Origin of the sequence: Streptomyces sp. YIM 98790 (genome assembly GCF_011421595.1) — a bacterium.
Classification (GTDB): Bacteria; Actinomycetota; Actinomycetes; order Streptomycetales; family Streptomycetaceae; genus Streptomyces.
In genome coordinates, this window is the sequence record NZ_WTLH01000037.1 from 1 (window position 1) to 24612 (window position 24612).

Sequence of the window (24612 nt, forward strand, 5' to 3'; positions counted from 1 at the left end):
CGGCGGGCGGCGCACCCGGGGGCGGCGGCCGCGGCCGGTGCCGGGCCGCCCGGGCGCATCCGGTGTGCGACGCGTAAGTCTGCCGCCGCGCTCCGGCCCGTCCGGGCAGCCCGGCACCGGCCGCGCCGCCCGTTCACCCGTCCGGCCAGACCGGGGCGTTCGTTAGGGTGAGGTCATGCTGCGATCTGCGGAACCTGCGGAAGAGGGCTCCTCGCGCACCGCGCCCGCCGGCGCGCGGGTGCTGTCGGTCAACGTCGGCACCGCGCGCGCCAGCGAGCACACGGACGCGGACGGCGGGTTGACCGGCATCGGCAAGCGGCCCGTCGACGGCCCGGTCACGGTGGCCGCGCCCGGCCCCCGGGGCGCCGCCGGCAGCGGCGTGGAGGGCGACTTCATCGGTGATCTGCGCCACCACGGCGGCGATCTGCAGGCGGTGTACGCCTACGCCCGCGAGGACCTGGACCGCTGGGAGCGTGAGCTGGGCCGGGAGCTGCCCGGCGGCATCTTCGGCGAGAACCTCACCACGCAGGGCATCGACGTCAGCGGGGCGCGGATCGGCGAGCGCTGGCGGATCGGCCCGGACCTGGTGCTCCAGGTGACCTCGCCGCGCATCCCGTGCCGGACCTTCGCCGGCTGGCTCCAGGAGCGCGCCTGGGTGAAGCGGTTCACCGGCGCCGCCGTTCCCGGGGCCTACTTCCGGGTGGTCGAGCCCGGCCGTGTCCGGGCGGGGGACCGCATCGAGGTGCTGCACCGTCCGGACCACGAGGTGTCGGTGGCCTTCTTCTTCCGCGCCCGCACCACCGAGCCGGAGCTCCGGCCGCGGCTGATCGCCGCGGGCGACGCGCTCTCCGGCGAGGCCCTGGAGTACGCCCGCACGTGGGCCGGGACGGGGCCGTCCGGGGTCGCCGGGGAGTGAGGCGCCCCGCCGGGCCGGTCAGGCCGGGCCGGTCAGCGCCGGTCAGCGCCGGTCAGGACGCCGTGCCCAGGGCCCGGCGGATGGCGGCGGCGTTGAGGTGCCGCCGCATGAACCACATCAGGCCGAAGGAGAGCACGGTCACGGTGAGGAACGGCGCGCGCAGCGCGGCCTCCCGTCCGGCCCAGTGCTCCACCGCGGTCACCAGCGCGCCGCCCGCCGCCATGCCGATCGGCATGCAGCCCCAGCCCAGCAGCCGGTAGCAGCTGTTCACCCGGCCGAGCAGCTCGTCCGGGACCAGGGTCTGGCGCAGCGAGACGGTGATCACGTTCCACAGCACCACCGCCATGCCGGCCAGCACCGAGGCGGCGGCCACCAGCCAGACGTGGGAGGTCACCCCGATGGTGAAGTGGTCCGCGGCGAACACCACGGTGGCCAGCAGCAGGCAGTGCGCGGGCCCGAAGCGGCGGCTGACGCGCGCGGCGAAGAAGCTGCCGAGGAAGCCGCCCAGCGCTCCGGCGGCGGACAGCAGGCCGAACGCCTCGGCGCCCAGGCCCAGGATCTCCTGGGCGTAGAGGATGAAGATCGAGAAGGCGGCGGCGCTCATGGCGTTGGACCAGGCCAGGGCGATGGCCAGCGGGCGCAGCAGGGGGTGGGACCAGAGCCAGCGCATGCCCTCGGCGATCTCGGCCCGCATCCGCCGCCGCGGCGGCGCGGGGACGGCGGTGTCCGCGGGCCCGGCGGTGGTCCGTCCGGCGCGGAAGGAGCCGCGGACGGCCAGCAGCACCAGCACCGACACCAGGGCCGAGGTGGCGTCGAAGAAGAACGGCAGGGACAGCGACACGCCGATCAGCACGCCGGTGACCGGGCGGCCGACGAACTCGCCGACCACCATCTGAGCGCCCATCAGCCGTCCGTTGGCCGCCTCCAGCTTCCTGCGGTCCACCACCGAGGGCAGCAGGACCTGACTGGTGTTGTCGAAGACCACCTCGCAGCAGCCCAGGGCCAGCGCGGCGGCGAACAGCAGCGGCAGGGTGATGGCATCGGCCCAGACCAGCAGGCCGGTGGCGGTCACCACGGCGGCGCGCACCAGATTGACGCCGAGCATCAGCCGGCGGCGGTCGAACCGGTCCGCCCAGACCCCGGCCGGGAGGCTGAACAGCAGCCAGGGCAGCCGTATCGCCACGCCCATCAGGGCCACCACGAGGGCGCTGCTGGTGAGTTCGGTGGTGAGCCAGGGAATGGCGATCAGCACCACGCCGTCACCGATCTTGGAGACGGTGGAGGCGGTCCACAGCTTCCAGAACGCCCCGCCCAGACCCAGCGCCTTCAGCCCTCCGGCCTCGGCGGGTGCCGCGGGTGCGGCGGGTGCGGCCCCGGTGGCGGGGCCGGGGGCCGGTTCCGGACGTCCCGCGCCGGGATCGTCCTGCTGCTCCGGTGTCTGTGTCGTCATGCCCCTGCCCCTGCCCCTGCCCTTGTGCCGAACCGTGCCGCACGTCCCCGGCACTCTCGCAGAGCGCCGCCGTCCGGCACCACCGTTTTCCCTCCCCGCCCGCCCGGGATCGGGCCTGCTCCCCGGCCCCGCCGGGCTCAGCCGCGCCGGATCACATGACGTCCGCGCCGCCAGACGTCCGACACCAGGGGCACGCCCGGGCGGTAGGCGAGGTGGAGGTGGGACGGGGCGTCCAGCAGGACGAGATCGGCCCGGGCGCCGGGCGTGATCCGTCCGATGTCGGTGCGGCGCAGCGCGGCGGCCCCGCCCGCGGTGGCCGACCACAGTGCCTCGTCCGGCGTCATGGCCATCTCGCGCACCGCGAGCGCGATGCAGAACGGCAGCGAACTCGTGTAGGAGGAGCCGGGGTTGCAGTCCGTGGAGAGCGCCACCACGGCCCCGGCGTCCAGCAGCCGGCGGGCGTCCGGGTAGCGGGCCCGGGTGGAGAACTCGCAGCCGGGCAGCAGGGTGGCCACGGTCGGTGCGGGCCCGCGGGCCGCCTGGGCGAGGGCGTCCACATCGGCGTCGGTGAGGTGGGTGCAGTGATCGGCGGAGGCCGCACCCAGTTCCACGGCGAGCTGCACGCCGGGGCCGTAGCTGAGCTGGTTGGCGTGGATGCGCGGGATCAGGCCGCGGTCCCGGCCGGCGGTGAGCACCGCGCGGGCCTGGTCGCCGTCGAAGGCGCCCTTCTCGCAGAAGACGTCGACCCAGCGGGCGTGCGGGGCGCAGGCGTCCAGCATCGGGCCGGTGACCAGCTCCACATAGCGGTCCGGGGCCTCGGCGAACTCGGGGGCGACGACGTGGGCGCCGAGGAAGGTGACCTCCTCGGTGCGTTCTGCGGCCAGCCGCAGGGCGCGTTCCTCGTCCTCCACGGTGAGGCCGTAGCCGGACTTGGTCTCGGTGGTGGTGGTGCCCTGGCGCAGCATCTCCGCCAGATGGCGGTCCAGGGTGCGGGCGAGCTGGTGGTCGCCGGCCTCGCGGGTGGCGGCGACGGTGGTGCGGATGCCTCCGGCGGTGTAGGGGCGGCCGGACATCCGGGCGGCGAACTCCTGGCTGCGCTCGCCGGCGAAGAGCAGGTGGGAGTGGGAGTCCACGAAGCCGGGGACGGCGGCCCGGCCGCCCGCGTCGTGATGACTGTCGGTAGCGGGTGCTCTACTGGACGGACCGGTCCAGGCGATGCGGTCGTCCTCGATGACGACGGCCGCGTCCGGGATCGTGCCGAGCGGCCCCGTGCCGAGGGAGGGATCGTTGGTGACCAGACTGGCGATGTTGCTGATCAGGGTCGTCCTGGCCGTCACTTCCGCATTCTCCCTCTCCTCGCCGCCCTCGCCGCCCTCGCCGGCCTCGCCGGCCACGCCGGCCACGCCGGCCACGCCGTCACGGGGTGCACAGCGGGGCGATCGCCTCCGCCAGGCTCGCGGCCACGTGGGGCACAAGCTGGTGCTCCCCGTGCCGCACCACATGCCGCCCGGCCACCACGGTGTGCCGGACGTCGGCCGCGGTGGCGGCGAAGATCACCGCCTCGGCCGCCAGCGCGGCCGGCGGCCCGGCCGTGCGCACGCTGTCCAGCGACACGGTCGTGAAGTCGGCCAGCGCCCCGGTTTCCAGCCGTCCGGCGTCCGGCCAGCCCAGGGCGGCCTGGCCGTGCTCGGTGGCGGCGGCCAGCAGGGCGTCCGCCGACCAGTGGCCGCGCCGCAGGGAGCGCACCCGCTCGCCCAGTTCCACGGCCCGGGTCTCGGCGAGGAGGTCGATCATGGCGTGGCTGTCGCTGCCCAGGCAGAGCGGGCTGCCCGCGTCGCGCAGCGCGGCGGCCGGGCCGATGCCGTCGGCGAGGTCCCGCTCGGTGGAGGGGCAGAGGCAGACGGCGGTGCCGCTGCCGCCCAGCAGCTCGATGTCCTCCTCGGTGGGGTGGGTGGCGTGCACGGCGGTGGTGCCGGGGCCGAGGAGGCCGTGGTCGGCCAGCAGCCGGGTGGGGGTGCGGCCGTGCGCGGCGAGGCAGTCCTGGTTCTCCCGGGGCTGCTCGGAGAGGTGGACGTGCAGCGGGGCGGAGCGCTCCCGGGCCCACTGGGCCACGGTGGCGAGCTGCTCGGCCGGCACCGCGCGCACCGAGTGCACGGCGGCGCCGATCCGGGTGGTGCCGCTGCCGGTGAGGGCGGCGGCCCGCTCGGCCCAGGCGTCGGCGGTGCCGTCGGAGAAGCGGAGCTGGGGGCCGATCGGCGGGCGGCCGAAGCCGCCGGCCAGGTAGCAGGTGTCGAGCAGCGTGATGCGGATGCCGGCCTCGGCGGCGGCGGCGATCAGCGCCTCCCCCATGGCGTTGGGGTCGCGGTAGTGCAGCCCGCCGGGCGCGTGGTGCAGATAGTGGAACTCGCCGACGGTGGTGATGCCGGCCATGGCCATTTCCGCGTAGACGGCCCGGGCCAGCTCGAAGTACAGGTCGGGGGTGAGCCGTTCGGCGACGGCGTACATGGTCTCGCGCCAGGTCCAGAAGGAGCCGTGGGCCCCGCCCCCGGCGGTGTCCCGGGCCTGGGAGACGCTCCGCAGCGCCCGGTGGAAGGCGTGGCTGTGGGCGTTGGCCAGGCCGGGGATGGTCAGGCCGCGCAGCGAGACGGCGCCGACCGGCGGCTCGGGGACGCCGCTGCGCAGGTGGGAGATGCGCCCTGCCCGGTCGGTGGCGATGACGACCCCGGCGCGCACTGCGCCGCCGGTCCACACATGGTCCGCCCAGTAGGTCTGGGGTGTCAGGTTCATTCCGGGCCCTCCCCTCCCCTTCGCTCCCCGGCATGCTCCTGGCATGCCAGGGCCTGGAGCACGTCGGCCAGGGCGGTGACGCCGGCGGCGCAGTCCTCCTCGGTGGCGTGCTCGGCCGGGGCGTGCGAGACGCCCGTCGGATTGCGCACGAACAGCATGGCGGTGGGCAGGTCGGCGGAGAGGACACCGGCGTCGTGCCCGGCGCCGGTGGGCAGTACCGGGGCGTCCCCGAGCAGGGCGGCCAGCCGGTCGCGCAGCCCGCCCGCGAACTCCACCAGCGGGCTGAACGACTCCCTGGTGATCTCCACGTCCACCCGGTCCCGGGTGCCGCGCTCGGCCGCGGCCCGCCCGATGTCCGCCACCAGCCGGTCGAGGGTGGCGTGGTCGGGTGCCCGGCAGTCCAGCCAGCCGCGCACCAGCCCGGGCACGGCGTTCACCCCGCCGGGCCGGACGTCCACCTTGCCGAAGGTGGCCAGGGCCCCGGCCAGCCGGGCCTTCTTGCGGGCGGCCAGCACGGTGTTGGCGTAGGTGAGCATCGGGTCGCGGCGGTCCTCCAGCCGGGTGGTGCCGGCGTGGTTGGCCTCGCCGTGGAAGTCGAGCCGCCAGCGGCCGTGCGGCCAGACGGCGGAGGCCACGCCCACCGGCCGGTCCAGCATGCGTCCCTGCTCGATGTGCAGTTCGACGAACACTCCGATGCGGGTGAGGCGTTCGGGGTCGGGGCCGAGCGCGGCGGGATCGTGCCCGGCACGTTCCATGGCCCGGGCGAGCGTCGTGCCGTCGGCGTCCCGCAGGGAGCGGGCGCGCTCGGGGTCGAGCCGCCCGGCGGCCAGCCGGGAGCCGGCGCAGGCCACGCCGAAGCGGGCGCCCTCCTCGTCGGCGAAGGCCACCACGCCCAGCGGGCGCCGGGGCCGGGTGCCGCGCCGGTGCAGTTCGTCCAGCGCGGCGAAGGCGGAGACGATGCCCAGGGGTCCGTCGAAGGCTCCGCCGTCGGGCACCGAATCCAGGTGCGAGCCGGTGACCACGGCGTCCCCGGCGGCCGGGTCGCCCAGCCAGGCCCACTGGTTGCCGTTGCGGTCGGTCTCGTGGCTCAGCCCCCGGGCCTTGGCCGCCTGCTCGAACCAGTTCCGGCACTCGGCCTCGGCCGGCGTCCAGGCGAACCGGCGGTATCCCCCGCTCCCGGCGTCCCGCCCCAGCGGCAGCAGTTCCCGCCACATCTCCTGGAAGGCCGCGCCGGGCGCGTAGCCGGTCCGGGCGGCCATGGGCGTGCTCCGGTCGGGGGCGCTCATCGGGCCTCGGTCCCGGTCTCGGTCGCGGTCCCGGCCGCGTCGGCCGCGGTCTCGGCCATGGGGATGCGGACGCCGTGCCGCCCGGCGGTCTCCCGGGCCCGGTCGTATCCGGCGTCCACATGCCGGATGACGCCCATGCCCGGGTCGTTGGTGAGCACCCGGCGGATCTTCTCTCCGGCCAGCGGGGTGCCGTCGGCGACGGTGACCTGCCCGGCGTGCAGGGAGCGGCCCATGCCGACCCCGCCGCCGTGGTGGACCGAGACCCAGGAGGCGCCGGAGGCGACATTGACCATGGCGTTCAGCAGCGGCCAGTCGGCGATGGCGTCGGAGCCGTCCCGCATGGCCTCGGTCTCCCGGTAGGGGGAGGCCACCGAGCCGCAGTCCAGGTGATCGCGGCCGATGACCACCGGGGCGGCCAGTTCACCGCTCGCCACCATGTCGTTGAAGCGCTCCCCGGCACGGTCGCGCTCACCGTGGCCCAGCCAGCAGATCCGCGCGGGCAGCCCCTGGAAGCGCACCTTCTCCCCCGCCATCCTGATCCAGCGGGCCAGCGGCTCGTTCTCCGGGAACAGCTCCAGCACCGCCTTGTCGGTGGCCGCGATGTCCCGTGGGTCGCCGCTCAGCGCGGCCCAGCGGAACGGCCCCTTGCCCTCGCAGAACAGCGGCCGGATGTAGGCCGGGACGAAGCCCGGGAAGTCGAAGGCACGAGGGTAACCGGCGAGTCGTGCCTCGCCCCGGAGGGAGTTGCCGTAGTCGAAGACCTCGGCCCCGGCGTCCTGGAAGCCGACCATGGCCTCCACATGACGGGCCATCGACTCCCGTGCCCGCCGGGTGAATCCGGCGGGATCCTCGGCGGCCTCGCGCGGCCCGTCCTCGAACGCCATCCCCAGCGGGAGGTAGGTCAGCGGGTCGTGGGCGCTGGTCTGGTCGGTGACGATGTCCACCGGGGCGCCCATGGCCAGCAGCCGTGGCACCACCTCCGCGGCATTCCCCAGCACCCCGACGGAGAGGGCCCGCCGCTCCCGCCTGGCCTCGTCCGCCAGCCGCAGGGCCTCGTCCAGGTTCTCCGCCCGCACATCGAGGTAGCCGTGTCCGATACGGCGCTCGATGGCCCTCGGGTCGCAGTCCACGCACAGTGCCGCGCCGCCGTTCATGGTGATGGCCAGCGGCTGGGCGCCGCCCATGCCGCCCAGCCCGGCGGTCAGGGTCAGGGTCCCGGCCAGGCTGCCGCCGAACCGCTTCGCCGCGACGGCGGCGAAGGTCTCGTAGGTGCCCTGGAGAATGCCCTGGGTGCCGATGTAGATCCAGGACCCGGCGGTCATCTGCCCGTACATGGTCAGGCCCAGCTTCTCCAGGCGGCGGAACTCCTCCCAGGTGGCCCAGTCGCCGACCAGGTTGGAGTTGGCGATCAGCACCCGGGGCGCCCACTCGTGGGTGGCCATCACGCCGACCGGGCGTCCGGACTGCACCAGCATGGTCTCGTCCGGGCCGAGGGTGCGCAGGGTGCGGACCATGGCGTCGAAGGAGGGCCAGTCGCGGGCGGCCTTGCCGGTGCCGCCGTAGACCACCAGCTGCTCGGGATGCTCGGCCACCTCGGGGTCCAGGTTGTTGTGGAGCATCCGCAGGGCGGCCTCCTGGGGCCAGCCACGGGCGGTCCGTTCACTGCCGCGCGGTGCGCGGACGATCCGAGGTGCGGACATGTGTGTCCTCCCACACTGACGGCGGCACGGCCCCGACGACCGCTATTCATTCACCCTAGGCGATGAATAATCTCAGTCAACAACACTGCCGCCACCTCTCATTTTGCCCGCTTTCGGCGGCTTTCACCCCAGGAAGACCCCTCGCTCGGCGGCCCGCGCGTCAAACTCCTCCAGGCGGGCCTGGGCGCCGGGCAGGGCATCGCACATCGCCTCCAGCAGCACCCGGCCCAGCATCATCGGCCCGGCGGGGGTGTCGAAGGACAGCGCCGTGCCCACCGGAGCCGCCAGCACCACATCGTCCGGTTCGGCCACCGGGGCGAAGGCACTGTCCGCCACCGTGACCACGCCGAGCCCGGCCGTCCGGGCCACCGCCAGCGCCTCGGCGGTCTCCCTCGGATGGCGCGGCAGCGCGAAACAGAGCAGCGCGGTGGCCCCGGCCGCCGCCGCGGCCTCGATCCGGTCCAGCAGTACCGAACCGCCCTCGTCCAGCACCCGCACATCGGGATGCACCTTGGCCGCGAAGTAGCCGAAACCGCGCGCCTGCGCGGCGGCGGCCCGCAGCCCCAGCACCGGCAGCGGGCGGGAGGCGGCCAGCAGCCGCCCGGCCCGCTCCACCGGCCCGGGGTCGGCCAACTGGGCCGCCAGGACCCGCAGATGCTCGATCTCCGCCAGCACCGCCTGCTGATACGGATGGACCGCCGACCCGACCGGTTCCGCCACGCCCGGGGACGCCTCCTCGCGCAGCGCCCGCCGCAGCGCCGGATACCCGTCGAAGCCGAGCGCCACCGCGAACCGCGTCACCGAGGGCTGACTCACCCCGGCCAGCTCGGCCAGCTCCACGCTGGAGAGAAACGGCGCATCGGCGGCCCGCCGCACCAGGCAGTGCGCGATCCGCCGCTGCGCCGGCGTGAGCCGGTGCCCCTCCACCAGTTTCAGCAGCCGCGCACTCGCTTCCTCCACCCGCCCGAGTCTATGCAGCCCCCCGCACCATCCCGACGAACGCCCGCCAGGCACCCACTCGCACGCTCAGACGCGGCCCGTCCGGCGCTTTGCTGTCCCGCACCGGCACCAGACCGGGAAGTCCGTCCCGGACCTCAAGGCACTGAGCGTTGTCGTTGCCGCTGTAGGAAGATTTCCGCCATGCAGCGTCAGCTATCGGCCTCATTCTCGTATTCCTCGATGTAGCGGGCGATGAAGGTGCTGGATTCCTCTTCCGAAAGCGCCAGCCTCTGGACCGACTCGTACAGCTCCGAGTAAAAGGCCACCTCACGGGCGGCTTCAATGGCCCGAGCGGTGCCAAAGCTTTCGACCAGGCCGATTGTTCCGCCCTCTGCAAGGTCCAGCAGGAAGAGGCTACCGGACTGCATGCCGTGGTCATACGCGCTGAAAGGAACCACCTGAATCCTGATGCGAGGTTTCTCCTGGCATGAGAGCAATACCCGCAATTGCTGGGCCATCACCTTCTTCGAATGGGCAGGCCGGGCGAGCGCCGCCTCATCGATCACCGCCCGGTAGAACGGCGGCTCGCCTCTGCCGAACACCCGGACATGGCGCCTGACCCGCTCCGCCACCTTCTCCTCGATCTCCTCCTCCGAGTCACCGGGCAAGCCTTTACGGAACTGCGAGCGCGCGTAATCCTCCGTCTGCAACAAGCCGGGGATCACGCCGCTGGTGAATGCGCGCAGCCGTACGGCTTCCGTCTCCTTGGCGACGACTTCCCGGGCGCCGGGTTCGATCAGCAGCGCCCGGGCCATCTCCAGCAGATGGGTGAACTCGCCGTGGGCGCCCAGCGCCTCGTCCAGCGCCGCCGCCACCGCGTCGGACGGCCGCTGCTTCCGGGTCTCGATCCGGGCGATATAGGACTGGGGATAACCGATCGTCTCCGCCAGCTCCCGCTGGCTGAGCCCCAGCCTCTCGCGGTGCGCCTTGAGGCGCTTCACGATCATCGCATCCGGACCCAGTGCCGATCTGTCCACATGCTGTGCGTCCGCCATGCCGCGCCTTCTCCCGTTCGCACACCCGCTCGCCACCGCCCGACACCGGTATCGCCCCGGGCCGCATCAACGGGCCGTGTCTCACCGATGGTTCACATAGGAATACCCGCCGTCAGCGGGTCCGGCCAACGGAGTGAATCCCTTGAACAACAGAGCGACGCCCCCAGAACTGTCCGAGGTGCTGGCCCGGCTCAACCGCCGGCTCAAAGACCTGGACATCTGCGACAGCGAGGTGACCTGCGTCGGCGGCGGCCTGATCTTCGTCCCGGCGCTGACACCGGGCGCCACCGCCCGGCTGGTCCGGCTGCTCGACCTGGCGACCGTCCGTATCGCGGTCTCCGCCCGGGTGGGCGAGGCCCTGCTCCTCCCCGACGCCGGGGACTGACGCCGTGCCGTGCCTGCATCTGGGCGGGCTGTCCCTGGACAGCGACGGCAACTCGCGCTGCGACGGCTGCCACCACGTCATCTACGCCGCCCACGTCATCGCCGCCACAAGTCAGCCCTCACCGCCCGTCGCGGCAAGCTCGGCAGAGTCCACCCCGTCGCCCGACGCGGAGGCCGAGGTCGTCAGGGAGTCCACGTGTACTGCTGTGCCCCGGGTGTCCGGAAGCTGACGACCTGCGTCTCGGGAGTGGCCCGGATGGTGAACCACTCACGCCGGGGGCGGCTGAGGTCCAGCCACAGCCTGTGCGCCCGTTCGATCCCGGCCCAGAGATCGCGCGGCCCGGCCACGGCGACCTCCGCGCCGGGGCCGGGCCGACGGTCCCGGACCCGCACCACGGAGCTGTCGGCCGGGTCGAACAGCACGGTGGTGTGCGTACCGGCCGCCCCGTTCTCGTGGGTGCGAACAGTGCTTGCGGACATAATCCGGACGACGACGGGGAATCCCCTCGTGGCCATGATCCCGTCGGCCGAGGTGGCAAGCTCGGCGGAGCTGACCGCGATGGTGACCGCGATGCGGGAGGGGATGCGGAGTGATCGTCTGGCTGAACGGGACGTTCGGGGCGGGGAAGACCACGACGGCACGGGAACTGGCGGAGTTGCTGCCCGGCGCCCGTCTCTTCGATCCGGAGATCGTCGGCTACATGCTGCGGCACTACATCACCGAGCCGGTCCACGACTTCCAGGACTGGCCCGCCTGGCGGGCACTCGTCCCGGCAACCGCCGTACAGCTCCTCAGGCACTACGGCGGTCCCCTGGTGGCTCCCATGACGCTGCTCCGGCGGGAGTACGCAGCCGAGATCTTCGGGAGCCTGGCCGCCGAAGGTGTACCGGTCCGGCACTTCCTGCTGCACGCGGACCACGACGAACTCGTCCGGCGGATCGAATCCGACACCGTCGAGACCGGGGCCCGGCAGTGGCGTCTCGACCACCTGACGCCCTACCGCGAGGCCCGGCCATGGCTGGACGCGGAGGCCGAGGTCATCGACACCACGTCCCTTCCGCCGGCCGAGGTGGCGAAACACCTCGCCACCCGCCTCTGACCGCACCCTCTGCGGCGCGCGGTGAGGGCCCCGCACCAGGTGTCCCACCAGGTCTCCCACCAGGTCTCCCACCGGGCTTCCCACCAGGCTTCCCACCGGGCCGGCACCGCGATGACCACCTCCTCGGCGTCCCCGCCGTGGACATCGTCACGGTCTGACGGGACTCACGCGGCGCACGCCCGCCGCCGGTCAGTGGTGGGTGAGGGGCGTCCCGGTCCGGACGTGGGTGAGTTTGGCGGGGTTGCGGACGTAGTAGAGGCCGGTGATGCGGTCCTCCTCGACGCGGAGGGCCAGGACACCGTCGATCTCGCCGTCCAGGTGCAGAACAAGCGCCGGGCTGCCGTTGACCAGGGTGGGAACGCTGGTGATCCGGCCCGCGGTCCGGCCCAGCCCGCCCGCGAGGAAACGGACCACCTTCCCCGCGCCGACGATCGGCCGCGGCGCGGCCTGCCTGACCCCGCCCCCGTCGTTCAGCGCGACCACATCGGGCGCCAGCACGTCGAGCAGCCCCCGCACATCCCTGGTCTCGATCGCATTCCGCAACGCCTCCATGGCCGCCCGGGCCACCCGCGGGGAGACCACCCTGCGCGGGCGCCGGGCATCCACACGGCGGCGGGCGCGGGACGCGATCTGGCGGACGGCCGCGGGCTCCTTGTCCACGGCCGCCGCGATCTCCTCATAGCTGAACGCGAATGCCTCGCGCAGCACGAAGACGGCCCGCTCGGTCGGCGACAGCGTCTCCAGGACCAGCATGAACGCCATGGACACGCTCTCGGCGAGTTCGACGTCCTCGGCCACATCCGGCGCGGTGAGCAGCGGCTCGGGCAGCCAGGGGCCGACATACGCCTCCCGGCGGCGCCTGACCGCCCGCAGCCGGTTGAGCGCCTGCCGGGTGGTGATCCGGACCAGGTAGGCGCGCCGGTCGCGCACCCGCTCCAGATCGGCCTTCACCCACCGCAGCCAGGTCTCCTGGAGGACGTCCTCCGCGTCCGCCGCCGAGCCGAGCATCTCGTAGGCGACGGTGAAGAGCAGACTGCGGTGGGCGACGAAGGCGTCCGTCGCCGGGTCGGTGGTGTGGTCGCCGCCGGGCCCGCCCTCGTTCATGGCCGGGCCGCCCGCCCGCTGTCCGCCGGTGCTCCGCCGTGCCGGGCCCGCAGCCGCTGCGGGCGCCCCGTGTCCTGGAACTTCCAGGTGAACGATCCGGGCTTGCGTGCCTCGCCCGACAGGTGCCCGAGCAGGCCCTTGAAGGAACTCGACTTGATCGTCGCGGCCAGGCGGCCACCGATGCAGAGCCCTTTCGCGGTGTCGTCCCTGGCGGCGATCTGCACGGTGGCGGCGCGGCTGCCCACGGCGACGCAGTGGCCGAAGAACCCCACGGTGAGCGGCGCGGGCGGGGTGCCCGCGATCCGGCTGAGCACCGTGTCGGCGGCGTGCGCGCCGGTCGGCCCGGCGGCCTGGCAGCTCATCCGCAGCGGCAGGTCCGAGGGCGCCGCACAGTCCCCGGCCGCGACGATGTGCGCGTCGTCCACGCTGGTCAGTGTCTCATCGGTGCGCAGACGGCCCTGGGCGTCGGTGCTCAGCCCGCTGCGCGCGGCCAGGTCCGGCGCGGTGAATCCGGTGGTCCAGACGGTCACCTCGCTGGGCAGTTCCCGGCCGTCGGCGAGCGTAACGGCGTCCCCGGTCACCGCCGTCACCTTTGCGCCGGGGCCGTCGAGCACCTTCACGCCGAGCCGGTGCAGCTGCCTGGCGACCGAGCGCCGGCCCCGGGGGTGCATGTCAGGGCCGAGCACCCCGCCGCAGGCCAGGGTCACGCTGCGGCCGTCCTCCGCCAGTTCGGCGGCGACCTCGATGCCCGTGGCGCCGCCGCCGACGACCGTCACCGGGGCCGCGGCGGGCGCGGCGTCGAGGACTGGCCGCAGCCGCCGCACCTCCTCCAGGGTGGCGACCGGGTAGGCGGACTCGGCTGCTCCGGGCACGCGGGGTGCGGCGCTGCCGCTGCCCGCCGCGTACACCAGGTAGGCGTAGCCGAGCGTGCCGCCGCCCGCCAGGGTCACGGTGCGCCCGGCGGCATCGATCCGGGCCGCGGAGTCCACGACCAGCCGGACGTCCTCGGCCAGCACGTCCCGGTATGCGACGACGGCGGTGTCGGCCCCGCGCACCATCTGGTAGAGGCGGATGCGGTGCACGAACACCGGGCGCGGGTTGATCAGGGTCACTGCCACGTCGTCGCGCTGCGTCAGGCGGTTGGCGGCCATGACGCCGGCGTATCCCCCGCCGATCACGACGACTTCGGTCTTCCCGGTCATGGTCTCTCCCTCTCTTCCGGGGGTTCGGCCACAGGACACCGGGGAGGGCGGCGTCCGTGACAGCCTGTGAGCCGGATCACACCGGCGGCGGACCGGCGGCGGACCCGGCGGCGGACCGGCGGCGGAGCAGGGGGAGCCGCAGGGGCAATGGTGGGGTTAGCCCCCGTGCGCATGGGGTGCCGGGTCTTTACCGTTGATGCCATGAGTAGTCGTGACCCTGAGCTCAAGAAGGAACTTGACGCGACCGTGGAGACCCGTAAGGAGCTCGGGGACGCGTATGAAACAGAGCTGATCGAAAGCTTCCTGGAGAAGCTGGAGGAGCGCATCGACGCCACCGTGGACAAGCGGGTGCGCCGCCAGCTCGCCGAGCAGCAGCTGCTCACCCGGGGCTCCCGGCGGTCCTCCGAACGGGAGGACGGCAGCGGCCACGGCCCCGGCCCGGCCTTCGCACTGGCCGTGCTCTCCCTGGTGCTGGCGATCCCGCTCTCCGCGATCGGCGCGGTGAACCTGGGCCTGCCCGGCCTGCTGGTGGCCTGGGCCGGCATCGTCGGCGTCAACTACTTCTACTCGACCCTGCGGCACTAGCGCCGGTCGCCGCAGCCACGGCCCGCCGCCCCGGGCGGTGGCGAGCCACGCGGACGATCTGCTGAGATGTGTCCATGGCGGGGTCCCAGGCGTCGACACTCCGGCTCCGGGACGCGCTCCGGGACGCGGGGTTCGACGTGCGGTCGGTGGAGCGGTGCGGCGGCGGCGTGGTCGCCGTCGCGGGACTCGTCACCCTGGCGGACGGCACACGGCTCTTCGCCAAGTGCCTCCCCGGCACGGAGCCCGGCGTTTTCGACGTCGAGGCCGCCGGGCTGGTCAGTCTCCGTGAGACAGGGCACATCAGAACGCCGGACATCGTCCATGGGGAACCCCGGGTGCTGATACTGCGTCCCCAGCGCCCCCGCCGCGACGATCCGCGCTTCTGGGCCGACCTCGGCGCCTCGGTCGCCGCCCTCCACACCGGTACGGTCGGCGAGCGGTTCGGGTGGCACCGCCAGGGCTGGCTCGGCCGGATGCGGCAGGACAACACCTGGCACGGGGACGGGCACGCGTTCTTCGCCGAGCGACGCCTGCTGCGGTGGCTGGGCGAGCCCCTGGTGGAGGCCGCCCTCGACGCGGCGGACCGCCGGGCGCTGGAGGCGCTGTGCGCGGCGCTGCCCGACCTCGTCCCCGCCCAGCCGCCGTGCCTGACCCACGGCGACCTGTGGGCGGAGAACATCCTCGCCGACGAGGACGGCGCCCCCGTGCTCATCGACCCCGCCGTCTCCTGCACCTGGGCCGAGGTGGACCTGAGCATGCTCTGGTGCTCTCCGCGGCCCCCGGTGTCCGAGCACTTCTTCGCCGCCTATGCGGAGCGCGCGCCGCTCCTGGACGGCTGGCGGGAGCGCATGCCCCTGCTGCATCTGCGGGAAGTGCTCAGCACGATCGCCCACGGGGACGACGACTGGGGCGCGGCGGATTACGTGCGCCGGACCGTCGCTCCGTTCCGGAAGCGCCGCCGTTGACGGCGCCGTGACAAGAATCAGGCGGGGACCGCCGCACCCCGGCGTGGTGGCCAGGGGCGGGACGACGGCGGTCCCCGCGGGGACGGCGGCGGCCCGGGTCGATGGCCGTGCCGCTCGTCCAGGCGTCCATGGAGGTCCGGGAGCCGCTCCGGAGGTCCTTGGCGCCGACAACAGAAACTCTGCCCGAGGGGTGTTAAGGCCGGATTGCCGCACCGTGACGGGTCGGGATCAATCGCGCGGCCCGCCCGGCGGCAGGGCGGGCCGGGGCACGGCGTGGCGGGCTACTGGGCGAGGAAGGAGAGCAGGTCCTGGCGGCTGATCACACCCTTGGGCTTGCCCTCCACCAGCACGATCGCGGCGTCCGCGGTGCGCAGCGCGGCCATCAGGTCGGCCACCGGCTCGCCGGACCCGACCTGCGGCAGCGGCCCGCTCATGTGCTGCTCCAGCGCGTCGTCCAGGGTGGCGCGGCGGGCGAACAGCGCGTCCAGCAGATCCCGCTCCACCACCGAGCCGACGATCTCCGCGGCCATCACGTCCGGGTGCCCGGCGCCCGGCTTGACCACGGGCATCTGGGAGACCCCGTACTCCCGCAGCACGTCGATGGCCTGGCCGACCGTCTCCTCCGGGTGCATGTGGACGAACTCCGGGATGCCCCCGGCCTTGCGGCGCAGCACGTCCCCGGCGCGCAGCTCCGGCTCGCCCTCCTCCAGGAAGCCGTAGTCGGCCATCCACTCGTCGTTGAAGATCTTGCTGAGGTAGCCGCGGCCCCCGTCCGGGAGCAGGACCACCACCACGTCCTCCGGGCCGAGACCGCGGGCGGCCTCCAGCGCGGCCACGACCGCCATGCCGCAGGAGCCGCCCACCAGCATGCCCTCCTCGCGGGCCAGCCGCCGGGTCATCCGGAAGGAGTCCTGGTCCGAGACGGCGATGATCCCGTCCGGCACGGTGCGGTCGTAGGCGGTGGGCCAGAAGTCCTCGCCCACGCCCTCCACCAGGTAGGGCCGGCCGCTGCCTCCCGAGTAGACCGAGCCCTCCGGGTCGGCGCCGATGACGCGGACCCGGCCGCCGCTGACCTCCTTCAGGTAGCGGCCGGTGCCGGTGATGGTGCCGCCGGTGCCGACGCCCGCCACGAAGTGGGTGATCCGCCCGTCGGTCTGCTTCCACAGCTCCGGGCCGGTGCTCTCGTAGTGCGAGAGCGGGTTGTTGACGTTGCTGTACTGGTCCGGCTTCCAGGCGCCGGGGGTCTCCCGCACCAGCCGGTCGGAGACGTTGTAGTAGGAGTCCGGATGCTCGGGGTCCACGGCGGTGGGGCAGACCACGACCTCGGCACCGTAGGCGCGCAGCACGTTGATCTTGTCCGTGGAGACCTTGTCCGGGCAGACGAAGATGCAGCGGTAGCCCTTGCGCTGGGCCACGATGGCCAGGCCCACCCCGGTGTTGCCGGAGGTCGGCTCGATGATCACCCCGCCGGGGCGCAGCTCGCCCGAGGCCTCGGCGGCCTCGATCATCCGCAGCGCGATGCGGTCCTTCACCGACCCGCCGGGGTTGAAGTACTCCACCTTGGCCAGGACGGTGGCCTCGATGCCTTCCGTCACGCTGTTCAGCCTCACCAGCGGGGTGTTGCCGACAAGGTCGATGATCGACTCGTGAAAGTGCATGGGGATCTCCGGTCTGCGCACGTCATCGGGCGGGTTCCGGCCGCCCTCAAGGGCAGCACTCTATTGTCCCGCGCATCGCGGACCTCGCCGGGCCTCGCCCCGGGTGTCCGGACGGACACACGTTGCCACTGACGGCAAAACGGGCACGAAACAGAGAGTACGGGGAAAATACGGGACGCGACGAGCGAGGAGGCGGTCCGGGCGATGTCCATGGCGAGGGTGGCCCGGCGGGTCGCCACGGCGGCGGCGTACGGGGGCGGCGGCGTCGGTCTGCTGGGCGGGGTGGCGGCCGGCGTCCTGCTGGCCGAGGTCCGGATGGCCCGGCGGACGATCGGCATCAACGACGACGTCCCGCCGGTGGCCGACGGCCTGTACGGCGCCGAGTACGGCGCGGTGCCGGGCAGCCGGGTGCCCTGGCGGCTGGCCTTCCTGGGTGACTCCACGGCGGCCGGGCTGGGCGTGCAGCGGGCCCGGGAGACGCCCGCGGCGCTGCTGGCCGCGGGGCTGGCGGCGATGTCCGAGCGCCCGGTGGAGCTGCGCAACGTCGCCCTGTCCGGCGCCCGCTCGGACGACCTGGAGCGCCAGGTCGACCTGGTCCTCGGCCCCGGCCGGGAACCCGGGGGCGGGGAACCCGGCGGCGGCGGGGGACCGGAGAGCGGGGCCGGCGGGCCGCGGACGGTGCCGGACGTGTGCGTGCTGATCATCGGCGCCAACGACATCACCGGCCGGCTCTCACCGGCCGCCTCGGTGACGTATCTGGCCCGCGCGGTGGCCAGGCTGCGCGAGGCGGGCTGCCAGGTGGTGGTCGGCACCTGCCCGGATCTGGGCTCGGTGGAGCCGGTGTGGCCGCCGCTGCGCTGGCTGGCCCGCACCGCCAGCCGCCGGCTGGCCGCCGCGCAGACCATTGCCGCGGTGGAGCTGGGCGGGCGCACCGTCTCGCTGGGCGATCTGCTGGGGCCGGAATTCGCCGCCCGGCCCCGGGAGATGTTCGGCCCGGACCACTACCACCCCTCCGCGCAGGGCTACGCCACGGCCGCCATGGCGATGCTGCCCACGCTCTGTGCCACGCTGGGGGTGTGGCCGCAGGAGGGGCGCATGGAGACCGGACGGCGGGAGAGTGTGCTGCCGGTGGAGCGGGCCGCGGCCGAGGCGGTGGCCGAGGGCGGTACCGAGGTCACGGCCGCGGACGGCGGGCGCCGCGCCCCCTGGGCGCTGCTCCGGCACCGCCGCCGTCACCGGGCCGGGGCCGAGGAGGACGGGCCGCGGCCCGAGCGCTCCCGGACCGGCTCCGGAGCGTGACGCCGGTTGTGCGGGTGCCGCGACCGGGCTGTGCGGGAGCAGCGTGCGGCTGGAATCACACCCGGCGGGTCGTGACCCCTGGGCTACGCAGGGGTAGCTTCCGACGGGTAACTTGTACTGAACAAGCGCTCAGCCGGGAGAGGCCGCCATGCCCGAAGCCGTGATCGTCTCCGCCGCCCGTTCCCCCATCGGCCGTGCCTTCAAGGGTTCGCTGAAGGACATCCGGCCCGACGACCTGACCGCCGAGATCATCAAGGCCGCCCTGGCCAAGGTGCCCCAGCTCGATCCGCACGACATCGACGACCTGATGCTCGGCTGCGGTCTGCCCGGCGGCGAGCAGGGCCACAACCTCGGCCGCGTGGTCGCCGTGCAGCTCGGCATGGACCACCTGCCGGGCTGCACCGTCACCCGCTACTGCTCCTCCTCCCTCCAGACCACCAGGATGGCCCTGCACGCCATCCGGGCCGGCGAGGGAGACGTCTTCCTCTCGGCCGGCGTGGAGATGGTCTCGCGCAGTGTGAACGGCAGCTCGGACGGCATGCCCGGCACCCACAACCCGCTGTTCGCCGACGCCGAGGCCCGTACCGCGCACCGCGCCGAGCAGGGCGGCGAGGACTGGCACGACCCGCGCGAGGACGGGCAGGTGCCGGACGTCTACATCGCCATGGGCCAGACCGCGGAGAACCTGGCCCGGCTGAAGAACATCAGCCGGCAGGAGATGGACGAGTTCGGCGTCCGCTCCCAGAACCTCGCCGAGAAGGCCATCGCCGACGGCTTCTGGCAGCGCGAGATCACCCCGGTCACCACCCCGGACGGCACGGTGGTCGCCGCCGACGACGGCCCCCGGCCGGGCGTCACCCTGGAGGGCGTGTCCGGGCTCAAGCCCGCCTTCCGGCCCGACGGCCGGGTCACCGCCGGCAACTGCTGCCCGCTGAACGACGGTGCCGCCGCCCTGGTCGTGATGTCCGACACCAAGGCCCGGGAACTGGGCATCACCCCGCTGGCCCGGATCGTCTCCACGGGCGTCTCCGGCCTGTCCCCCGAGATCATGGGCTACGGCCCGGTGGAGGCCACCCGTCAGGCGCTGGCCCGGGCCGGCATGTCCATCGGCGACATCGACCTGGTCGAGATCAACGAGGCGTTCGCCGCCCAGGTCATCCCCTCCTACCGGGATCTGGGCATCGACCTGGACCGGCTGAACGTCAACGGCGGCGCCATCGCCGTGGGCCACCCGTTCGGCATGACCGGCGCCCGGATCACCACCACGCTGATCAACTCCCTCCAGTGGCACGACAAGCAGTTCGGCCTGGAGACCATGTGCGTCGGCGGCGGCCAGGGCATGGCCATGATCATCGAACGCCTGAGCTGAGCACCCGCCCCCCGCCCTGCCGCTCCCGGCCCGCGGCACAGAACCACAGCCGGGAGCGGCGGGGGCGGCAGGGGCGGCAGGGGCGGCAGGGGCGGCAGGTGGTGAAGGGGCGCACGCGAGGTGAGGGGTGGTGCACACTCGGAACCCGTTCACGCCGACTGCCGCGAAATGTGACGCAGATCACGGCACATCGCCCCGTTTATGGCAGTGATACCCAAGCGGCCCCAGGTTGTGACGTGCGCCGGACCGCTCCGCGTTCGCCCTGGTCAGAGCAGCACCGCCGGAAGCCGCCGGAAGCGGCCCGGCCAGGGGCCCGGCGCAGGGGACCAAGGTCCCGTCCAGATCGGTGACGTTCCGCTCTGCTCCCCATGGCAAGGGCCGGGAAACCTGAGATAGGAATCAGGGGGACCTATGTAGCTGGGAGATCGTTCGTGAGCGCCATATCCCTCACCCTGCTGGTGGCGGCGGGGCTCTCCGCCGCGCTGTGCGGTGCGACGCTGTACACCGCACGCAGCCTGCGCACCGAGGTCGCCGCGCTGCGCGCCGAACTGCGGACCGCACCGCGGTTCCCCCTGGCCAGGACCGCACCGGACGAGGAGCTGATCCGCGCGGCCGTCGCCGACGCGCTCGCGGACGAACGGGAACGCGAACTCGCCGAGGCCCGCGCCTTCTGGGCGGAGCAGGAGCTCCGCGAGGGCCAGCTCGGCCATCTGCTGGCCGGGCGCTGCGAGCCGGACATGACCGAGGTGGACGAGGCCCTGCTCGACGCCCTGCTGGACGGCTGCCTGCCGGGCGAGAGCGGCATCGGCGGCGCCGCCGGTGCCGAGAGCGCCGCCCCCGGCCCCGGTCCCGGCCCGGGAACCGTCTTCCTGCCCCGCCAGGGGCGTGCCGCCTCCGGGCCGGAGCCCGGGGACGGCGGGGACGCGGGCGAATCCGCGGAGCTGGCCGCCGCCCGCCGCCGGCACCCCTCGAACCCCGGCTACACCCTCTCCGGCGAGCCGGTGGACCCGGCCGCCGCCAGGGCCGCCGACGCCGAGCACGGCCACGACCGGGAGGAGCCCGGGGACGGCGGGGACGGCGGGGAACCGGCCTCCACCGAGGAGGAGCAGGCCCGCACCGCCGGGCAGCTCGCCCGGCTCGCCGAGGACCGTACCCCGCTGGCCGACGTCCGGCCGGGGCCGCTGGGCACCCTGGACGTCTACCTCTTCGCGGACGGCACCACCGTCTGTCTCTCCCCCGGCCACCGGGAGACCGCCGAGCGTCTCGCCGACGCACTGCGCGCGGGCACCCCGCCGGTGCTGCTGGGCGGCTCCGGGGTGTCCGGCGCCTACGCCCTGACCTTCGCCTGCGGCGAGGAGAGCGTCTACCTCCTGGCCGACCGGGTCGTCACCGCCTGAGCCCGCCTGCGGCGGCCCGGCCCCGCTCCCGCGCCGCCTCCGCCGCGCCTCGACGCCCCTCGCTCCCCCACCCGGCCCCCACCCGGCCCGCAGTGGCCCGCAATCGCCCGCGGTCCCCCCGCAGCGCCCGCAGCGCACACAGCCGCCCGTGTCCCCAGGACGCCGGCGGCTACGGTTCCGTGCGGTGGCGCCGGTAATAGCGGGCCACCCGGGCACGGTTGCCGCAGCGGGCCGCCGAACACCAGCGCCGGCGCGGATGGGCGGGCAGGAAGAGCATCACGCAGCCCTCGGCCTCGCACTCCCGGACCCGGGCCACGGCCGGATCGGTGAGCAGATCGGCGACGGCCTCCGCCAGCACCGCCGCCAGCCGCGCCGGCGGCTCCCCGGCCCGGCGCGGCTCCGCGGTGACGCGGGTGCCGTCCCAGCCCAGATGCCGCACGGCGGGCGCGGCGCGCTGTGCCTCGTTGAGCCCGCGCAGCGCCGAGGCGGGCGGCTCCGCGCCGCGCAGCAGCGCCCGCAGGGCCTGCTCGGCGTGGTCCCGCACCCGGTGCACGGCCGCCAGCCCGGCGGCGGCCACGGCCTGCGCCGCACCGCCGGACGGCGGCGGGGGCAGCACCCGCCCGTCCCCGATCCCGTGCTCCAGCTCCAGCCAGGCCGCGAGCTGTGCGGGGCCGGCCAGCAGGTCGACGGTGGCGCCTCCGGGGCCGCCGCGCGGGCGGGTGTTGATCAGGTCCAGCGCCAGCGGTTCACCGGTCAGCGGAACGGGATCGGCCATGCCCTAATGCTACCTCCATGGATTGACTCATTAGTCACCCTCCGCTATGACTAATGCATCATCTCCCCAAGGAGCCATGTGACATGCTGAGCACGCGTGTTCCCCGGACCCGGCACCGCCATCTCGACGTGGACGGGGTCCGGGTCTTCTACCGCGAGTCGCTGCCGGAACGGCCCGATGCCCCGGTGCTGTTGCTGCTGCACGGCTTCCCGTCCGGCTCGCACCAGTTCCGCCGCCTGATCGACGCCCTCGGCGACCGCTACCGGATGATCGCGCCCGACTATCCGGGATTCGGCCACACCAGGACACCGGACGGCTTCGTCCCCACCTTCGACCGGCTGGCCGATGTCGTCGAGGGCTTCACCGACCGCCTGGGACTGACCCGGTTCGCGCTCTACGTCTTCGACTTCGGCGCACCCGTGGGCTTCCGGGTGGCCGTCCGCCGCCCGGAGCGGATCACCGGCCTGATCGTGCAGAACGCCAACGCCTACGACGAGGGCCTGAGCGACGCGGCCCGCACCATGATCGCCAACCGCCGCGGCGACCCCGGTGCCGAGGAACGGGTCGGGGTCCTGTTCACCCCGGCCGTGACCCGTGGCCAGTACGAGACCGGCACCCCGGACCCGGAACTGCTGGCCCCGGACGCCTGGACCCTCGACCAGCACTTCCTCGATCTGCCGGGCCGCAAGGAGGCACAGATCTCGCTGGCCCTGGACTACCACACCAATGTGGACAGCTATCCGGTGTGGCAGCACTGGCTGCGCACCCACCGGCCGCCCGCCCTGGTGGTGTGGGGCCGCGGCGACCCGTTCTTCACCGAGCGGGGCGCCCGGGCCTACCGGCGGGACCTGCCCGCTGCCGAGGTGCACCTGCTGGACGCCGGCCACTTCGCCCTGGAGACCGAGCTGCACACCATCGCCCCGCTCGTCGACGGCTTCCTGCAGCGCCTCCCCCGGAGCGGCGGCGGCGAGGCAGCCGCCTAGCGGCGGCCGGGGGCACCGCGGAGCAGGTCCAGCGCCTGGCGGATCTCCTCCGCCGCGGCCTCGCCGGGCCCCAGCGCCCGCACCGCCTCGACCAGATCGTGACCGGTGACGGCGAGCTGGTCGCCCACCGCGAAGATCCCGGCGTCGGGCAGCTCCGGCAGCCGGCCGGGACGGCCCTCCAGACGCTGTCCCCGCCGCGCCAGTTCGGCGGCCAGCGCCCGCCCCTCGGCAGCGGCGCCGCGCCGCAGCGCGCTCTCCGGGAGCCGCCGCAGCCGCCCCGCGGCCCGCTCCACGGCCTGCTCCAGCCGCTCCAGCTGCTCCAGCTGCTCCAGCCGCTCGTGCTGCTCGGGCCCCCGGGGTGTCTCCATGGCAGGGAGGATAGGGCAGCGGCGGATGCGGAAACGGCCGGGCCGGCCGGCGGGAAACCCGCCGGCCGGCCCGGCCGCAATCAGGAACTGCACCGCACGGGACGCCGGACCGCTCAGCGACGGCCGGACGCCCCGGCCGTCAGTCGCCTTGCAGGATGGAGATCAGCCGCAGGAACTCCAGGTAGATCCAGACCAGGGTCAGGGTCAGACCGAAGGCGGCCAGCCAGGACTCCTTCTCCGGAGCACCGTAGGCGATGCCGTCCTCGACCATCTTGAAGTCCAGGGCCAGGAAGCAGGCGCCCAGGATGATGCCGATGGCGCCGAACAGGATGCCCAGCGAGCCGTCCCGCAGGCCCAGACCGTTGCCGCCGCCGATCATGGCGACGATCAGGTTGATCATGGCCAGGCCGATGAAGGCCAGTGCGGCGGCGATCACGAAGCGGGTGAACCGGGCGGTCACCCGGATGATCCGCTGCTTGTACATGAACAGCACGGCCGCGAACACGGTCATCGTGCCGAGCACCGCCTGCATGGCGGCACCGGGCGCATAGTCGTTGATGTAGTTGCTGATGGTGCCCAGGAAGACGCCTTCGATGGCGGCGTAGGACAGAATCAGCGCCGGCGACGGCTGGCGCTTGAAGGACTGCACCAGCGCCAGGCCGAAACCGATCAGCGCGCAGACGATGCCCACGCCCAGGGGAAGGTCCGTCACCCAGGCGACCGTCGCGGTGGCGATCACGGTGCCCAGCGTCAGCGCGGTGCGGGACACCACGCTGTCGATGGTCATGACCCCGGCGGGAGCCGTGGGGACGCCCGGATACGCCGGCGCGCCGGCCTGCTGCTGCGCATAGGGGTTCGTCGGCTGCGCGTACGGGTTGGTCGGCTGCGCGTGGGGGGTCGCCGTCTGCGGCGCCGCGTTGAACTGCGCGTAGCCACCACCCTGGCTGAACCCCCGGCGCGTGAAGACCGGGTTGCTGCTCCTCATCTCACTCCTCCATGGCCGCTACGGCACGACCTTGACTCCAGAGTAATGCTTTAGCAAAGAGTGCACCGTAGTCCACGACATACAACGTCGGAAGGGGGCGTTACCGTTCCGCCGCACTCCAGGAAGCCTACGCCGGAGGGACCGGGATTCCGCTGTCAGGGTGCCATGCGGCGCCGGCGGACGCACCGGCGCACCCGCGGGTTCCGTGCGGGCCGGCCGGGAAGCGCGGGGCCGGGGCGGACGGCGGGAGCCTCGGGGTGCGGCCGGGTGCGGCCGGGCGTGGCGGGAAAGGACGAGGCAGGAGC

At 73.8% G+C, this 24612-nt stretch carries 24 protein-coding genes; 9 read left to right on the forward strand and 15 right to left on the reverse strand.

What is annotated here, in order from left to right; genetic code table 11:
• Window positions 1–175 precede the first annotated feature (175 nt).
• A complete protein-coding gene (locus tag GQS09_RS09255) occupies window positions 176–916 on the forward strand; it encodes an MOSC domain-containing protein (protein WP_165985520.1) in 741 nt (246 codons plus the stop codon).
• A gap of 52 nt (window positions 917–968) precedes the next feature.
• Here GQS09_RS09255 and GQS09_RS09260 read toward each other — a convergent pair whose 3' ends face one another.
• From GQS09_RS09260 to GQS09_RS09295, 8 genes are all read right to left on the reverse strand, one after another.
• On the reverse strand, window positions 969–2366 hold the full coding sequence (locus GQS09_RS09260; RefSeq protein WP_165985521.1) for an MFS transporter: 1398 nt from the start codon (window positions 2364–2366) through the stop codon (window positions 969–971).
• 137 nt (window positions 2367–2503) lie between these two features.
• Complete coding sequence (gene hutI, locus GQS09_RS09265; RefSeq protein ID WP_313896064.1) at window positions 2504–3703, reverse strand: imidazolonepropionase; 1200 nt, start codon at window positions 3701–3703, stop codon at window positions 2504–2506.
• Window positions 3704–3782: 79 nt separating this feature from the next.
• Window positions 3783–5153: a formimidoylglutamate deiminase gene (locus GQS09_RS09270; protein WP_207957614.1), complete on the reverse strand. Its 1371-nt coding sequence runs from the start codon at window positions 5151–5153 to the stop codon at window positions 3783–3785.
• Window positions 5150–6412 carry an allantoate amidohydrolase gene (locus tag GQS09_RS09275; RefSeq protein ID WP_399552464.1) on the reverse strand — a complete coding sequence of 421 codons (1263 nt, stop codon included), beginning with the start codon at window positions 6410–6412 and terminating at the stop codon, window positions 5150–5152. The genes GQS09_RS09270 and GQS09_RS09275 overlap by 4 nt, the downstream gene beginning before the upstream one ends.
• Window positions 6413–6435: 23 nt before the next feature.
• Window positions 6436–8139 (reverse strand): urocanate hydratase, encoded by a 1704-nt coding sequence (gene hutU, locus GQS09_RS09280; protein ID WP_165985523.1) that lies wholly within the window; start codon window positions 8137–8139, stop codon window positions 6436–6438.
• A gap of 123 nt (window positions 8140–8262) precedes the next feature.
• A complete protein-coding gene (locus tag GQS09_RS09285) occupies window positions 8263–9099 on the reverse strand; it encodes a MurR/RpiR family transcriptional regulator (RefSeq protein WP_165985524.1) in 837 nt (278 codons plus the stop codon).
• A 10-nt stretch (window positions 9100–9109) separates the two neighbouring features.
• Complete coding sequence (locus GQS09_RS09290) at window positions 9110–9304, reverse strand: DUF397 domain-containing protein (RefSeq protein WP_165985525.1); 195 nt, start codon at window positions 9302–9304, stop codon at window positions 9110–9112.
• Window positions 9288–10133 (reverse strand): helix-turn-helix transcriptional regulator, encoded by an 846-nt coding sequence (locus GQS09_RS09295; RefSeq protein ID WP_165985526.1) that lies wholly within the window; start codon window positions 10131–10133, stop codon window positions 9288–9290. The genes GQS09_RS09290 and GQS09_RS09295 overlap by 17 nt, the downstream gene beginning before the upstream one ends.
• 142 nt (window positions 10134–10275) lie before the next feature.
• Here GQS09_RS09295 and GQS09_RS09300 point away from each other — a divergent pair, with 142 nt between their 5' ends.
• Complete coding sequence (locus tag GQS09_RS09300) at window positions 10276–10518, forward strand: hypothetical protein (protein ID WP_165985527.1); 243 nt, start codon at window positions 10276–10278, stop codon at window positions 10516–10518.
• A gap of 182 nt (window positions 10519–10700) precedes the next feature.
• Here the strand turns inward: GQS09_RS09300 and GQS09_RS28570 are convergent, their stop codons facing one another.
• The gene (locus tag GQS09_RS28570) at window positions 10701–10997 is read right to left on the reverse strand and encodes a hypothetical protein (RefSeq protein ID WP_207957615.1); all 297 of its coding nucleotides are present in this window, start codon (window positions 10995–10997) and stop codon (window positions 10701–10703) included.
• Window positions 10998–11107: 110 nt separating this feature from the next.
• On the opposite strand from GQS09_RS28570, the gene GQS09_RS09310 reads away from it, so the two are divergent.
• A complete protein-coding gene (locus tag GQS09_RS09310; RefSeq protein WP_165985528.1) occupies window positions 11108–11617 on the forward strand; it encodes an AAA family ATPase in 510 nt (169 codons plus the stop codon).
• Window positions 11618–11806: 189 nt separating this feature from the next.
• On the opposite strand, the gene GQS09_RS09315 is transcribed toward GQS09_RS09310, so the two are convergent.
• Both GQS09_RS09315 and GQS09_RS09320 read right to left on the reverse strand, forming a co-directional pair.
• Window positions 11807–12721 (reverse strand): RNA polymerase sigma-70 factor, encoded by a 915-nt coding sequence (locus GQS09_RS09315; RefSeq protein ID WP_165985529.1) that lies wholly within the window; start codon window positions 12719–12721, stop codon window positions 11807–11809.
• Window positions 12718–13923 (reverse strand): NAD(P)/FAD-dependent oxidoreductase, encoded by a 1206-nt coding sequence (locus GQS09_RS09320; RefSeq protein ID WP_165985530.1) that lies wholly within the window; start codon window positions 13921–13923, stop codon window positions 12718–12720. Before GQS09_RS09320 ends, GQS09_RS09315 begins: the two co-directional genes overlap by 4 nt.
• Window positions 13924–14124: 201 nt before the next feature.
• On the opposite strand from GQS09_RS09320, the gene GQS09_RS09325 reads away from it, so the two are divergent.
• Together GQS09_RS09325 and GQS09_RS09330 are read left to right on the forward strand one after the other, a co-directional pair.
• Window positions 14125–14508 (forward strand): hypothetical protein, encoded by a 384-nt coding sequence (locus GQS09_RS09325; RefSeq protein ID WP_165985531.1) that lies wholly within the window; start codon window positions 14125–14127, stop codon window positions 14506–14508.
• A 74-nt stretch (window positions 14509–14582) separates the two neighbouring features.
• On the forward strand, window positions 14583–15473 hold the full coding sequence (locus tag GQS09_RS09330) for a fructosamine kinase family protein (RefSeq protein ID WP_165985532.1): 891 nt from the start codon (window positions 14583–14585) through the stop codon (window positions 15471–15473).
• A 281-nt stretch (window positions 15474–15754) separates the two neighbouring features.
• Here GQS09_RS09330 and GQS09_RS09335 read toward each other — a convergent pair whose 3' ends face one another.
• Window positions 15755–17131, reverse strand: coding sequence for a cystathionine beta-synthase (locus GQS09_RS09335; RefSeq protein WP_165985533.1), 1377 nt, complete (start codon window positions 17129–17131; stop codon window positions 15755–15757).
• 204 nt (window positions 17132–17335) lie between these two features.
• Here GQS09_RS09335 and GQS09_RS09340 point away from each other — a divergent pair, with 204 nt between their 5' ends.
• From GQS09_RS09340 to GQS09_RS09350, 3 genes are all read left to right on the forward strand, one after another.
• The gene (locus tag GQS09_RS09340; RefSeq protein WP_165985534.1) at window positions 17336–18430 is read left to right on the forward strand and encodes an SGNH/GDSL hydrolase family protein; all 1095 of its coding nucleotides are present in this window, start codon (window positions 17336–17338) and stop codon (window positions 18428–18430) included.
• Window positions 18431–18578: 148 nt separating this feature from the next.
• Window positions 18579–19799: an acetyl-CoA C-acetyltransferase gene (locus GQS09_RS09345; RefSeq protein ID WP_165985535.1), complete on the forward strand. Its 1221-nt coding sequence runs from the start codon at window positions 18579–18581 to the stop codon at window positions 19797–19799.
• Between the two features lie 431 nt (window positions 19800–20230).
• The gene (locus tag GQS09_RS09350; RefSeq protein ID WP_165985536.1) at window positions 20231–21196 is read left to right on the forward strand and encodes a hypothetical protein; all 966 of its coding nucleotides are present in this window, start codon (window positions 20231–20233) and stop codon (window positions 21194–21196) included.
• Between the two features lie 169 nt (window positions 21197–21365).
• Here the strand turns inward: GQS09_RS09350 and GQS09_RS09355 are convergent, their stop codons facing one another.
• Window positions 21366–21971 carry an ABATE domain-containing protein gene (locus GQS09_RS09355; RefSeq protein WP_165985537.1) on the reverse strand — a complete coding sequence of 202 codons (606 nt, stop codon included), beginning with the start codon at window positions 21969–21971 and terminating at the stop codon, window positions 21366–21368.
• A gap of 83 nt (window positions 21972–22054) precedes the next feature.
• On the opposite strand from GQS09_RS09355, the gene GQS09_RS09360 reads away from it, so the two are divergent.
• On the forward strand, window positions 22055–22954 hold the full coding sequence (locus GQS09_RS09360) for an alpha/beta fold hydrolase (RefSeq protein ID WP_207957616.1): 900 nt from the start codon (window positions 22055–22057) through the stop codon (window positions 22952–22954).
• Here GQS09_RS09360 and GQS09_RS09365 read toward each other — a convergent pair.
• Together GQS09_RS09365 and GQS09_RS09370 are read right to left on the reverse strand one after the other, a co-directional pair.
• Entirely contained in the window at window positions 22951–23322 is a 372-nt protein-coding gene (locus tag GQS09_RS09365; RefSeq protein ID WP_243761247.1) for a hypothetical protein, read from the reverse strand. The genes GQS09_RS09360 and GQS09_RS09365 overlap by 4 nt on opposite strands.
• 139 nt (window positions 23323–23461) lie before the next feature.
• A complete protein-coding gene (locus tag GQS09_RS09370; RefSeq protein ID WP_165985539.1) occupies window positions 23462–24307 on the reverse strand; it encodes a Bax inhibitor-1/YccA family protein in 846 nt (281 codons plus the stop codon).
• Window positions 24308–24612 lie beyond the last annotated feature (305 nt).

Coding starts and splice junctions, on each gene's coding strand:
- GQS09_RS09255 (WP_165985520.1), top strand. CDS start 176: ATGCTGCGATCTGCGGAACCTGCGGAAGAGGGCTCCTCGCGCACCGCG.
- GQS09_RS09260 (WP_165985521.1), bottom strand. CDS start 2,366: ATGACGACACAGACACCGGAGCAGCAGGACGATCCCGGCGCGGGACGT.
- GQS09_RS09270 (WP_207957614.1), bottom strand. CDS start 5,153: ATGAACCTGACACCCCAGACCTACTGGGCGGACCATGTGTGGACCGGC.
- GQS09_RS09275 (WP_399552464.1), bottom strand. CDS start 6,412: ATGGCCGCCCGGACCGGCTACGCGCCCGGCGCGGCCTTCCAGGAGATG.
- hutU (WP_165985523.1), bottom strand. CDS start 8,139: ATGTCCGCACCTCGGATCGTCCGCGCACCGCGCGGCAGTGAACGGACC.
- GQS09_RS09290 (WP_165985525.1), bottom strand. CDS start 9,304: ATGAGGCCGATAGCTGACGCTGCATGGCGGAAATCTTCCTACAGCGGC.
- GQS09_RS09295 (WP_165985526.1), bottom strand. CDS start 10,133: ATGGCGGACGCACAGCATGTGGACAGATCGGCACTGGGTCCGGATGCG.
- GQS09_RS28570 (WP_207957615.1), bottom strand. CDS start 10,997: ATGTCCGCAAGCACTGTTCGCACCCACGAGAACGGGGCGGCCGGTACG.
- GQS09_RS09315 (WP_165985529.1), bottom strand. CDS start 12,721: ATGAACGAGGGCGGGCCCGGCGGCGACCACACCACCGACCCGGCGACG.
- GQS09_RS09320 (WP_165985530.1), bottom strand. CDS start 13,923: ATGACCGGGAAGACCGAAGTCGTCGTGATCGGCGGGGGATACGCCGGC.
- GQS09_RS09325 (WP_165985531.1), top strand. CDS start 14,125: ATGAGTAGTCGTGACCCTGAGCTCAAGAAGGAACTTGACGCGACCGTG.
- GQS09_RS09330 (WP_165985532.1), top strand. CDS start 14,583: ATGGCGGGGTCCCAGGCGTCGACACTCCGGCTCCGGGACGCGCTCCGG.
- GQS09_RS09335 (WP_165985533.1), bottom strand. CDS start 17,131: ATGCACTTTCACGAGTCGATCATCGACCTTGTCGGCAACACCCCGCTG.
- GQS09_RS09340 (WP_165985534.1), top strand. CDS start 17,336: ATGTCCATGGCGAGGGTGGCCCGGCGGGTCGCCACGGCGGCGGCGTAC.
- GQS09_RS09345 (WP_165985535.1), top strand. CDS start 18,579: ATGCCCGAAGCCGTGATCGTCTCCGCCGCCCGTTCCCCCATCGGCCGT.
- GQS09_RS09355 (WP_165985537.1), bottom strand. CDS start 21,971: ATGGCCGATCCCGTTCCGCTGACCGGTGAACCGCTGGCGCTGGACCTG.
- GQS09_RS09360 (WP_207957616.1), top strand. CDS start 22,055: ATGCTGAGCACGCGTGTTCCCCGGACCCGGCACCGCCATCTCGACGTG.
- GQS09_RS09365 (WP_243761247.1), bottom strand. CDS start 23,322: ATGGAGACACCCCGGGGGCCCGAGCAGCACGAGCGGCTGGAGCAGCTG.
- GQS09_RS09370 (WP_165985539.1), bottom strand. CDS start 24,307: ATGAGGAGCAGCAACCCGGTCTTCACGCGCCGGGGGTTCAGCCAGGGT.